An 11,255-nucleotide genomic window follows, 5' to 3' on the forward strand; every position below is an offset into this window, starting at 1 on the left:
TGAGTCTTTTGGGCTGCTGTGGCGACCCAAAAGACTCACGGGACCTGACCAGCGGGAACGGAGCTCATGTCGGGTAGCTGATCCACGGGGTTGATCTCCGGTGGCCGGTGGGGTTGCGTGGGATCATCGGGGTGTCGACGTGTTGGGAGGCTGCTGTGGGCGATCTGGGTGCTGTGCTGGGACGGATCGACGACATCCGGGACGATCTCACCGGGCTCTACAAGGACTTGCACGCCCATCCGGAGCTCTCCTTCGCCGAGCACCGCACCGCTGCCGAGGTCGCGCGACGCCTGGAGCAGCTCGGCTTGGAGGTGACGACCGGGGTGGGGCGCACGGGTGTCGTGGGCGTGCTCCGCAACGGTGACGGCCCGACCGTGCTGCTGCGCGCGGACTTCGACGCGCTGCCGGTGCTGGAGCAGACCGGGCTCGACTACGCCAGCACGCAGCGCGGCACCGACCCGGACGGCAACAACGTGCCGGTGATGCACGCCTGCGGCCACGACATGCACGTCACCTGCCAGCTCGGTGCCCTCGACCTGCTGGTCAACTCCCGCGAGCAGTGGTCCGGCACGGTCGTGGCGGTGTTCCAGCCGGCCGAGGAGATCGGCGGCGGAGCGCGGGCCATGCTCGACGACGGTTTCCTGGACCGCTTCCCGAAACCCGACGTCTGCCTGGGTCAGCACGTCTTCCCGTTCCCGGCCGGGACCGTGGGCATGGTCGGCGGTCCCAGCATGTCGGCGGCCGACGGGCTGAAGATCACCATGTTCGGGCGCGGCTCGCACGGCTCGCAGCCGGAGAACGCCATCGACCCGGTGGTGATGGCCTCCGCGACGGTGATGCGGTTGCAGACCGTGGTCTCCCGCGAGGTCTCCGGCCGCGACACGGCCGTGGTCACGGTCGGCTCGATCCGCGCGGGCACGAAGGACAACATCATCCCGGACCAGGCCGAACTGCGGGTCAACATCCGCAGCTTCGACGAGAAGGTCCGCGAGCGGGTGATCGAGGCGGTCAAGCGCATCGTGCGCGCCGAGGCGGCGGCGTCCGGCGCCGAGAAGGACCCGGAGTTCGAGCGGCTGACGGACTTCCCGGTGCTGGTCAACGACGAGGAGGCCACCGAGCGGACCGCGAAGGGGATGCGCGAGCAGCTCGGCGCGGAGCGGGTGCTGGCGATCGACCCGGTGACCGGCAGCGAGGACGTCGGCCTGTTCGGCACGGAAGCCGGCGTGCCGACCTGCTACTGGTTCTTCGGCGGCGTCGAACGGGGCAAGTACCTGGCGGCGCGCGAGGCGGGCACCCTCAGTCGCGACGTCCCGTCCAACCACTCGCCGTTCTTCGCCCCGGTGGTCGAACCGACCATGACCACCGGCATCACCGCGATGACCACGGCTGCCCTCACCTGGCTCGGCACCCGCTGAAGCGCCCGAGCCCTCCCGGGCTCACATCCCGACGCGCCCGTCGATGCGCTCGCGCAGCAGGTCTGCGTGCCCGTTGTGCCGGGCGTACTCGGCGATCAGGTTCAGCATGACGAAGCGCAGCGAGATCGGTTCGCCGGTCGAGCGGCGGATGCCGGTCTGGTCCAGGGAGTCCGCCGCGGCCACGATCTCGCGGGACTTCGCGCACTCCGCCCGCCAGACCTCCACCGCCTCGGCGAAGTCCCCTTCCAGGTCGTCGAAGTCCTGGTCCGGATCGTCGTCGGAGTAGTGCAGCAGCGGCACGTCCTCCTGCGCGAACTGGATGCGGAACCACCACCGCTCCACCGCGGCCAAGTGCCGCACCAGCCCGTGCAACGTCAACCCGGAGGGCTCGATCAGCCGGGCCGACAACTGGTCGGACGGCACCCCGGAGCACTTGAGCGCCAACGTCTCCCGGTGCCAGTCCAAGAACCCGCGCAGCAGCTCGATCTCCGACCCGGTGGGAGCGGGCTCCCGCCGGGATCCGTCCCACCGCTGCGACGTGCTCGGTGTGGAATCAGCCATCGCGAACCTCCCGTCCCCGACAGCTTCGCACCGGTCCCCGACGAACTCAGGTCGTCAGCGGGTCGAGGAGGGTCCGGACCAGGTCGGTCGGGGTCGGGTTCGGGGTGTCGGTGAAGTGGGTCAGGAAGGCGTTCTGGAAGCACGCTCCGAGCAGGAGTGCCGCTGCCGATTCCGGGTCCACGTCAGGCTTGAGCGCTCCCGCTCGCTGCTCGGCCGACAGGTAGGCCGCGAGGGCTTCGCGGATCGCTTGGGGGCCGATGCCCCGGTCCCGGAGGGCTTCCCGGTGCGCGGCGAGCAGCGCCGGTTCGGAGAACAGCGAGGCGCCCATCGGGAACGTTTCGGCGTAGAACTCGATCGCGACGCCGGCGACCTCCTCCAGGGCGGTGCGCAGCTCCCCGCGCCCGGCGCGGTCGGGGAGGTCGGTGAGCATGGCGCGCAGGTTGCCCGGAACGCGTTCCTGGAGCACCGCGAGGAACAGATCGGTCTTGTCGCGGAAGTGCTTGTACAGCGCGGCTTCCGAGAAACCGGATTCCTTGGCGATCTCCTTGGTGGTGGCGCGGGCGAGGCCGCGCGTGCGCATCACGTGCGCGGCGGCGTCGAGCATCCGGTCGCGGGTCCCCACGGCGGCCCTTCCGTTGACAAGTTGGTGAGTGCTCGCTGACCATAGTAGTTAGTGAGCACTCACCAACCAAGGGGTTCAACGATGCGGATCACGATCTTCGGAGCCACCGGTGGCACCGGGAAGCAGCTGGTGGAGCAGGCCTGCGCGGCCGGTCACCAGGTCACGGCGGTGGTGCGGGACCCGGCGAAGGTGGCCTTCGAGCACCCGGAGCTGGCGGTTGTCCGCGCCGACGTGATGGACCCGGCGGACATCCGGCCGCACATCGCCGGCCGGGACGCCGTCATCTCGGCGATCGGCTCGCCCAACGCGAAGAGCCCGACGACGGTGCAGACCGACAGCACCGCCAGCATCCTCGAGGCGATGGGCGAGACCGAGGTCCGCCGGTTCCTGGTGGTCAGCAACAGCGGCATGATCACCGACGGAGACGGCGCGCTGACCAAGCACCTGGTCAAGCCGATCCTGTGGCGCTTCCTCAAGCACCCGTGGACCGACATGGTGCACATGGAGGAGGTCGTCCGGGCCAGCAGCGCGGACTGGACGATCATCCGCCCGCCGATGCTCACCGAAGGCCCGCGCACCGGCCGCTACCGCACCGCCGTCGACCGAACAGTCCGCGGCGGCAACAAGATCTCCCGCGCAGACCTAGCCGACTGCATCCTCCGAAACCTGTCCGAGAAAACCGCGATCCACACCGCAATAGCCCTCGCCAACTGACGTCGGATGAGGTTGGGGCGTAATGGGTTTCAGGTGTTGATCAGGTCTTCTGGGATGTCGAGGGTTTTGAGGAAGGCTGTTGTGGCCGGGGTCGGGGTGGTTCGGGTCCAGGCCACGTACTCGATTCGGGACGGGGCGTTGGTCACCGGGATCGTGGCTATTCCGGTGAACCTGGGGACGTAGGTTGCCGCGAGCATCGCGATGCCGAGGTGCTGTTGGACGAGCTGGACCATGAGGTCGGCCGTGGGGACCTCGAAGGCCACCTCGCGGTCGAGACCCGCTGCGGCGAAGGCCTGGTCGGACTGGGACCGGCCCGCGCTTCCGGCGGGGAAGTCCACGAAGGACTCGGTGGACAGCCGGGCGAGGTCGACGGTTTCGTGCGCGGTCAGCGGGTGATCGGGGGCGACCACGGCGACCAGCTGGTCCCGGGCCAGTTCGACGTTGCGGATCCCCTCCGGGCGGGTGGTGGCCGGGAGGCCGAGGAAGGCCACGTCGAGGGTGCCTTCCTTGATCTGCTCGATCATTTCCAGGCTGTTGCCGACGCGCAGGTTGATCCGGACGTCCGGGTGGCGCTGGTGGAGCTCGCGGAGTGCGGCGGGCACGTCGGCGGCGGCCACGGTGGGGATCACGCCGACCGCGAGCCGCCCGCGCACTTCGCCGACAGCTGCGGCGACCTCGGCCGCGGCGCGTTCGGCGGCGTCCAGGCACTGGCGCGCGGCGGGGAGGAAGGCCTCGCCGGCGGGCGTCAGGCGGACCCGGCGGCTCGTGCGTTCGAAGAGCCGGGCGCCGAGTTCCCGTTCCAGCCGCGCCACCTGGTGGCTGAGCGCGGACTGGACGACGAGGCACCGCTGGGCGGCGCGGGTGAAGCTGTTCGTCTCGGCGACGGCGACGACGTAGCGCAGCTGCTGGAGTTCCACCGATCCATCTTGCATCGCGATGGATCGCATGACAAACATGTGTTGGACTCATCGATGCTGGTCAGCCGAGACTCGATCCGTGATGGACAAGAACCTCCCGAACGTCGTGCTGACCGCGTTCGCCCCGGCCGTGTGGGGCACGACCTACGTGGTCACCACCGAACTGCTCCCGGTCGGGCATCCGCTGTTCGCCGGGTTGATGCGTGCGCTGCCCGCCGGGTTGATCGCGTTGGCGATGACCCGGGTGCTGCCGCGCGGGGCCTGGTGGGGGAAGGCGGCGCTGCTCGGCGTGCTGAACATCGGCCTGTTCTTCCCGCTGCTGTTCCTCGCCGCTGAGCGGCTGCCCGGTGGGGTGGCCGCGACCTTGGGTGCTGCTCAGCCGCTGGTCGTCGCCGTGCTGGCGGTGCTGGTCCTGCGCGAAGCGCCTTCTCCGAGGCGGTTCGGCTGGGGCGTGGTCGGCGTCGTGGGCGTGGGGCTGGTGGTGCTCGGGCCGAGCGCCGGTTTCGACGTCGTCGGGCTCCTAGCCGGGCTGGGTGGCGCTGCGGCGATGGGGCTCGGGGTGACGCTGACCAAGCGCTGGGGGCGCCCGCCGGAGGTCGGGCCGGTGGCGTTCGCCGGTTGGCAGCTCACCGCCGGAGGGCTGTTCCTGGTTCCGGTCACGTTCGCCTTCGAGGGCGCGCCGCCGGCGATCGACGCCCCGGCGGCGCTCGGCTACCTGTGGCTGGGCGTGATCGGCGGTCTGCTCGCCTACGTCCTGTGGTTCCGCGGGATCGGTCTCCTGCCGGTCACCTCGGCTGCGCCGCTCGGTCTGATCTCGCCGCTGGTCGCGGCACTGCTCGGCGTCGTCGTGCTCGGACAGATGCTCGGACCGGTCCAGCTGCTCGGGTTCGCCCTCTCGCTGATCGCGATCGTCGCGTCCCAGCTCCCCGCTCGCACTCCTCGCCTGGAAAGGGCAGTGGCATGAAGATCGTCGTCGTCGGAGCGACCGGCATGGTCGGATCGCGCGTGACCACCGAAGCCGTCCAGCGCGGGCACCACGTCACCGCGGTGTCCCGGAGCGGCGAAGCGCTGCCCGGTGCGACCGCGGTCCGCGCGGACGCGACCGATCGGGAGCGGATGGGCGGGTTGTTCGCCGGGGCGGACGCGGTCGTCGTCGCCACTCGTCCGCGTCCCGGGCAGGAGGGAAGCGTCGGCGAAACCACGGGAGCGCTGCTCGACGCGGCTGCCGCGGCCGGTCGGCGGATCCTCGTCGTCGGCGGTGCAGGTCCACTTAGGACACCCGGGGGATCGGTGCTGGTCGTCGACGATCCCGCGTACGTTCCCGCTGAATGGCGCACCATCGCGGCAGCGAGCATCGCCCAGCTCGAGACCTGCCAGGCGCACCGGGCGGACTGGGTCTACTTGAGCCCGCCGGCAGTGCTGGAGCCCGGCGAGCGCACCGGTCGCTACCGGCGAGGTGCTGACACGCTCATCGCCGATTCCCGCGGCACGTCCCGGATTTCGGCGGAGGACCTCGCCGTGGCGGTCCTCGACGAGCTGGAGGACCCGGGCGACGCCAGGCACTTCACCGTCGGATCCTGAGCTGGTGCCAGCGCGATGGCCCCGGTCGAGGACGTCCGCGCCTTCTTCCGCGAGCTCCGCTGAGCGGTCGTGAGTGCGTAGACCGGCTCGAACCGGTTTACGCACTCACGACCCCGCTCACCCGCCGTGCTGCTGGGTGATCTGCTCGCGCATGCGCTGCTCGGCTTCGCGCAGCTCCGGGGTGAGGTTCTCGCCGAAGTCGGCCTCCTCGGCGACCTTGCGGATCTCGACCTCGCCGCTCTCGAACGGGATCCGGCGGGCCCACTCGATCGCCTCCTCGCGGGAGGCGACGTCGAGGATCCAGTACCCGGCGACGAGCTCCTTGGTCTCGGTGAACGGCCCGTCGACGACGGTGGTGCTGCCCCTGCCGGAGAACTTGACGCGCGCGCCGAGCCGGCTCTCCAGCAGCCCGTTGCCGTCGACCATCACGCCCGCGGCGACCAGCTCCTCGTTGTACCTCGTCATCTCCGCGAGCTCCTGCTCGCTGGGCACCGCGCCGGCCTCGGACTCCTGGTCGGCCTTGACGATCACCATGTACTTCATCGCTGTCTCCTCGGGGTCGGTCCCTGCTCTCACCAACGCATCGAACGGCCGGAGCCCGGATCGACACTCCGCGACGATTTTTCCAGAACTTTTTCCACCGGCATCCTGACCTGCGAAAACGCGGTGCGGTTGGGCGTGCTGGGGAGCGGTGGCAGGATTTCGGAGGTGACCAGTGCCTCCGATGCGCAACTCCGCGATCTCGCGCTGCTGCGGCGGGTTCGCGATCGGATCGACCGGGAGTACGCCCAGCCGCTGGACGTCGAGGCGCTCGCCCGGGGCGTCGGCATGTCCGCCGGTCACCTCAGCCGGCAGTTCCGGCGGGCCTACGGCGAATCCCCGTACAGCTACCTCATGACGCGGCGCATCGAGCGCGCGATGGCGCTGCTGCGGCGCGGCGACCTCAGCGTCACCGACGTCTGCTTCGAAGTCGGCTGCTCCTCGCTGGGCACCTTCAGCACCCGCTTCACCGAGCTGGTCGGCATGTCGCCCAGCCGCTACCGGCGCGAGGCGGCGGAGGCCACCGCGGGGATGCCGTCGTGCGTGGCCAAGCAGGTCACCAGACCGATCAGGAATCGAGAAGCGCGAGCGCCCGGCCAGCCCTAGCGTTGGCGGCATGGACATCACGATTGCCGAAGCCTTCCTCCCGCACGAGGACCCCGAGGCCACGCTGACCTTCTACCGCGACGTCCTCGGCTTCGAGGTCCGCAACGACGTCGGCTACGGCGGCATGCACTGGATCACCGTCGGCCCGCCGGGGCAGCCGGGGACGTCGATCGTGCTGTACCCCCCGGCCGCCAGCCCCGGCATCACCGACGACGAGCGCCGCACCATCGCCGAGATGATGGCCAAGGGCACCTTCACCATGATCAACCTGGCCACCCCGGACCTCGACGGCACGTTCGAGAAGCTGCACGCCAGCAACGTCGAGATCGTCCAGGAACCCACGGAACAGCCCTACGGCCGACGCGACTGCGCAGTCCGCGACCCCGCAGGGAACCTGATCCGCATCAACGAGCTGCGCTGAAGAGCCCGTTTTCAGGCCGACGAAGATCAAAGACGGTTGCTGGCCCGCAGTTTCGCCGGGAGCCCGCGTGCGTCATCGCGCGGGCTCCCGGCTGATCGTCCGACCCGGCTGGTTCGATGGGGGCGACCGCGGGTTCCACGAGCAGATGGAGACACCGATGAGCAAGTCCGGGCTGCACGTCGCTGACAGCCACGACCTGATCCGCGTGCACGGTGCGCGGGTGAACAACCTGAAGGACGTCAGCGTCGAGATCCCCAAGCGCCGGCTCACGGTGTTCACCGGGGTTTCGGGTTCGGGCAAGAGCTCGCTGGTGTTCGGCACCATCGCCGCCGAGTCGCAGCGGATGATCAACGAGACCTACAGCGCGTTCGTGCAGGGCTTCATGCCGACCCTGTCGCGGCCCGACGTCGACGTGCTCGACGGGCTGACCACCGCGATCATCGTCGACCAGGAGCGGATGGGCAGCGACCCGCGCTCCACGGTCGGTACCGCCACCGACGCCAACGCGATGCTGCGCATCCTGTTCAGCCGCCTCGGCAAGCCGCACATCGGTTCGCCGCAGGCGTTCTCGTTCAACGTGGCCTCGGTCAGCGGGGCCGGGGCGGTCAAGTTCGAGCGCGGCGGCAAGACCGTGAAGGAGCGGCGCGAGTTCAGCGTCCTCGGCGGCATGTGCCCGAACTGCGAAGGCCGGGGCCAGGTCAGCGATTTCGACCTCGCCGAGCTCTACGACGACACCAAGTCCATCAACGAGGGCCCGTTCAAGGTCCCCGGCTACAGCGCGGACGGCTGGTACGGGCGGATCTTCGGCGGCAGCGGGTTCTTCGACCCGGACAAGCCGATCCGCGAGTTCACCGAGAAGGAGCTGAACGACCTCCTCTACAAGGAGCCCACCAAGATCAAGGTGGAGGGCATCAACCTCACCTACGAGGGCCTGATCCCGAAGCTGCAGAAGTCGATGCTGGCCAAGGACCGCGAGTCGATGCAGCCGCACGTCCGGGCGTTCGTGGACCGGGCGATCACCTTCACCGACTGCCCCGAGTGCGGCGGCACCAGGCTCAGCGAGACCGCGCGGTCGTCGAAGATCGCCGGGATCAACATCGCCGACGCGTGCGCGATGCAGATCAGCGACCTGGCCGAGTGGACCCGCGGCCTCGACGACGCGTCGGTGGGGCCGCTGCTCGAGAACCTGCAGCAGACCCTCGACTCGTTCGTGGAGATCGGCCTCGGCTACCTCTCGCTGGACCGCCCCTCCGGGACGCTGTCGGGCGGCGAGGCGCAGCGCACCAAGATGATCCGGCACCTCGGGTCCTCGCTGACCGACGTCACCTACGTCTTCGACGAGCCGACCATCGGCCTGCACCCGCACGACATCCAGCGGATGAACGATCTGCTGCTCCGCTTGCGGGACAAGGGGAACACGGTGCTCGTCGTCGAGCACAAGCCGCAGACGATCGCCATCGCCGACCACGTCGTCGACCTGGGGCCCGGCGCCGGCACCGCGGGCGGCACGGTGTGCTTCGAGGGCGACGTCGAGGGGCTGCGGTCCAGCGACACCACCACCGGCCGCCACCTGGAGGACCGGACCAAGCTCAAGGCGCAGGTGCGCGAACCCAGCGGTGAGCTGGAGATCCGCGGCGCGAACGCGCACAACCTGCAGGACGTCGACGTCGACGTCCCGCTCGGGGTGCTGTGCGTGATCACCGGTGTGGCGGGATCCGGCAAGAGCTCGCTGGTGCGCGGTTCGATCCCCCGCGACGCCGGGGTGATCGAGGTGGATCAGACGGCGATCCGCGGCTCGCGGCGCAGCAACCCGGCGACCTACACCGGGATGCTCGACCCGATCCGCAAGGCCTTCGCCAAGGCCAACGGCGTGAAACCGGCGCTGTTCAGCGCGAATTCGGAGGGCGCCTGCCCCGGCTGCAACGGCGCGGGCGTCATCTACACCGACCTGGCGATGATGGCCGGGGTGGCCACCACCTGCGAGGAGTGCGAGGGCAAGCGCTTCCAGGCCGCGGTGCTGGAGTACGAGTTCGGCGGCAAGGACATCAGCGAGGTGCTCGCGATGTCGGTGGCGCAGGCCGAGGAGTTCTTCGGCGACGGGGACGGCCGGATCCCCGCGGCGCACAAGATCCTGCAGCGCCTCACCGACGTCGGTCTCGGCTACCTCCGCTTGGGCCAGCCGCTGACCACGCTGTCCGGCGGCGAGCGGCAGCGGCTCAAGCTGGCCACGCACATGTCGGAGAAGGGCGGCGTCTACGTCCTCGACGAGCCCACCACCGGCCTGCACCTCGCCGACGTCGAACAGCTCCTCGCGCTGCTGGACCGCCTCGTCGACGCGGGCAAGTCGGTGATCGTGATCGAGCACCACCAAGCGGTCATGGCGCACGCGGACTGGATCATCGACCTCGGCCCCGGCGCAGGCCACGACGGTGGCCGAGTGGTCTTCGAAGGCACGCCCGCGGACCTGGTCAAGGACCGCTCCACCCTCACCGGCGAACACCTCGCGGAGTACGTCGAAGAGTGACCGGCTGGAAGGCGTGCCCGCTGAACGGGGCACGCCTTCCACTGTCGAGGTCAGGCTGGTGGGTGATCAGGTCAGGTCGGTGAGGGCCTTGTCGAGGATTTCCAGGCCTCGGTCGATCTCTGCTTCCGATGCGGTCAGGGGTGGGGCGATGCGGAACGTTCCGCCCATGCCCGGGAGCTGGACGATGTTCATGTGCAGGCCGAGTTCCGCGCACCGCTTGGTGACGGCCGCGCCGAGCTCGTCGGCTCCGTCGGTGACCAGTTCCAGGCCGACCAGCAGGCCGCGGCCGCGGACGTCGCCGATCACCTGGTGCGTGCCGGCGAGGTCGTTCAGCCCGCCGATGAGCCGGTCGCCGAGCTCGCGGGCACGGGCGTCGAGGCCGTCCCGGGTCAGCACGTCCAGGACGGTGTTGCCGACGGCCGCCGGGAGCGGGTCGTTGACGTGGGTGGTGAAGAACAGGAACCCGCGCTCGTGCGCCTGCTGCTCGATGTCCGCGCTGGTCAGCACGGCTGCGAGCGGTAGTCCGGCGCCGAGGGTCTTGGACAGGGCGATGATGTCGGGGACGACGCCGTCGCGTTCGAAGGCGTACCAGTCGCCGGTGCGGCACAGGCCGGTCTGGGCCTCGTCGAGGATCAGCAGCATGCCGCGCTCGTGGCACTTGTCCCGCAGCGCCGCCAGGTAGCCCGGCGGCAGGTCGATGAGGCCGCCGCTGCTCAGGATCGGCTCGACGATGCAGGCCGCGAGGCTGCCGACCGACTGGGCGTCGATCATGCTGAAGCCGAGGTCGAGCTGGCGGCGCCAGTCCAGGTTCCCGTCGGCGTCGACGATGTCGGGCCGGAACCGGTCGGGGACCGGCAGCGCGAAGTTGCCTGGAGCGGCGGGCCCGTAGCCGGAGCGCCCGGCGCTGTAGGTGGCGTTCGCGGCGGCCTGCGTCATCCCGTGCCAGGACCGGGCGAACGAGACGACCTCGAACTTGCCGGTGACGAGCTTGGCCATCCGGATCGCGGCCTCGTTCGCCTCCGCCCCGGTGGACAGGAACACCGCCTTGTCCAGCGGAGCGGGCAACGTCGCCGCGAGCCGCTCGGCGAGCTCGAGCACCGGTCGGCTCAGCATCCCGCTGTAGAGGTGGTCGAGCCGCTCGGCCTGGGCCCGGATCGTCGCGACGATCTCGGGGTGCGAGTGCCCGAGGATCGCGCTCATCTGCCCCGAGGTGAAGTCGAGCAGCTCCCGCCCGTCCTCGGTGGTCACCCAGCTCCCCGCGGTGCGGGTCGCCACCGCCTGGGTCTCAGCGCCATCGGCTTCATCGGTCGCAGAGTCCTTCGAGTCCTCGGTGGACTTCGCGGCCGAGCCGCCG

The 11,255-nt window shown here is 70.0% G+C and carries 12 protein-coding genes; 7 read left to right on the forward strand and 5 right to left on the reverse strand.

Annotated elements, in window-relative coordinates; all coding sequences use genetic code 11:
- Positions 1-155: 155 nt before the first annotated feature.
- Positions 156-1,415, forward strand: a complete 1,260-nt coding sequence (locus ABTZ89_RS27900) for an amidohydrolase (RefSeq protein ID WP_351050099.1) — start codon at positions 156-158, stop codon at positions 1,413-1,415.
- Between the two features lie 21 nt (positions 1,416-1,436).
- Here the strand turns inward: ABTZ89_RS27900 and ABTZ89_RS27905 are convergent, their stop codons facing one another.
- A complete protein-coding gene (locus tag ABTZ89_RS27905) occupies positions 1,437-1,976 on the reverse strand; it encodes a DinB family protein (RefSeq protein WP_351050102.1) in 540 nt (179 codons plus the stop codon).
- A 46-nt stretch (positions 1,977-2,022) separates the two neighbouring features.
- Positions 2,023-2,598, reverse strand: coding sequence for a TetR/AcrR family transcriptional regulator (locus ABTZ89_RS27910; RefSeq protein ID WP_270952711.1), 576 nt, complete (start codon positions 2,596-2,598; stop codon positions 2,023-2,025).
- An 81-nt stretch (positions 2,599-2,679) separates the two neighbouring features.
- Between ABTZ89_RS27910 and ABTZ89_RS27915 the strand changes: the two genes are divergently transcribed.
- Positions 2,680-3,312 (forward strand): NAD(P)-dependent oxidoreductase, encoded by a 633-nt coding sequence (locus ABTZ89_RS27915; protein ID WP_351050105.1) that lies wholly within the window; start codon positions 2,680-2,682, stop codon positions 3,310-3,312.
- A gap of 29 nt (positions 3,313-3,341) precedes the next feature.
- Here ABTZ89_RS27915 and ABTZ89_RS27920 read toward each other — a convergent pair whose 3' ends face one another.
- Positions 3,342-4,229, reverse strand: a complete 888-nt coding sequence (locus ABTZ89_RS27920) for a LysR family transcriptional regulator (protein WP_351050108.1) — start codon at positions 4,227-4,229, stop codon at positions 3,342-3,344.
- Between the two features lie 82 nt (positions 4,230-4,311).
- Between ABTZ89_RS27920 and ABTZ89_RS27925 the strand changes: the two genes are divergently transcribed.
- Together ABTZ89_RS27925 and ABTZ89_RS27930 are read left to right on the forward strand one after the other, a co-directional pair.
- Positions 4,312-5,193: an EamA family transporter gene (locus ABTZ89_RS27925; RefSeq protein WP_351050123.1), complete on the forward strand. Its 882-nt coding sequence runs from the start codon at positions 4,312-4,314 to the stop codon at positions 5,191-5,193.
- A complete protein-coding gene (locus ABTZ89_RS27930) occupies positions 5,190-5,810 on the forward strand; it encodes an NAD(P)-dependent oxidoreductase (RefSeq protein ID WP_351050111.1) in 621 nt (206 codons plus the stop codon). Before ABTZ89_RS27925 ends, ABTZ89_RS27930 begins: the two co-directional genes overlap by 4 nt.
- 117 nt (positions 5,811-5,927) lie before the next feature.
- Here ABTZ89_RS27930 and ABTZ89_RS27935 read toward each other — a convergent pair whose 3' ends face one another.
- Positions 5,928-6,353, reverse strand: coding sequence for a YciI family protein (locus ABTZ89_RS27935; protein ID WP_351050114.1), 426 nt, complete (start codon positions 6,351-6,353; stop codon positions 5,928-5,930).
- A gap of 165 nt (positions 6,354-6,518) precedes the next feature.
- Here ABTZ89_RS27935 and ABTZ89_RS27940 point away from each other — a divergent pair, with 165 nt between their 5' ends.
- The 3 genes from ABTZ89_RS27940 to ABTZ89_RS27950 all read left to right on the forward strand — a co-directional run bounded on the left by ABTZ89_RS27940 (position 6,519) and on the right by ABTZ89_RS27950 (position 9,901).
- A complete protein-coding gene (locus ABTZ89_RS27940; protein ID WP_270954334.1) occupies positions 6,519-6,956 on the forward strand; it encodes a helix-turn-helix transcriptional regulator in 438 nt (145 codons plus the stop codon).
- Positions 6,957-6,966: 10 nt separating this feature from the next.
- The gene (locus ABTZ89_RS27945; RefSeq protein ID WP_351050117.1) at positions 6,967-7,377 is read left to right on the forward strand and encodes a VOC family protein; all 411 of its coding nucleotides are present in this window, start codon (positions 6,967-6,969) and stop codon (positions 7,375-7,377) included.
- A gap of 157 nt (positions 7,378-7,534) precedes the next feature.
- A complete protein-coding gene (locus ABTZ89_RS27950; protein ID WP_351050120.1) occupies positions 7,535-9,901 on the forward strand; it encodes an ATP-binding cassette domain-containing protein in 2,367 nt (788 codons plus the stop codon).
- A 66-nt stretch (positions 9,902-9,967) separates the two neighbouring features.
- On the opposite strand, the gene ABTZ89_RS27955 is transcribed toward ABTZ89_RS27950, so the two are convergent.
- Entirely contained in the window at positions 9,968-11,176 is a 1,209-nt protein-coding gene (locus ABTZ89_RS27955; RefSeq protein WP_351050125.1) for an aspartate aminotransferase family protein, read from the reverse strand.
- Positions 11,177-11,255 lie beyond the last annotated feature (79 nt).

Source organism: Saccharopolyspora sp. NPDC002686 (genome assembly GCF_040295745.1).
Lineage (GTDB): Bacteria > Actinomycetota > Actinomycetes > Mycobacteriales > Pseudonocardiaceae > Saccharopolyspora > Saccharopolyspora oryzae.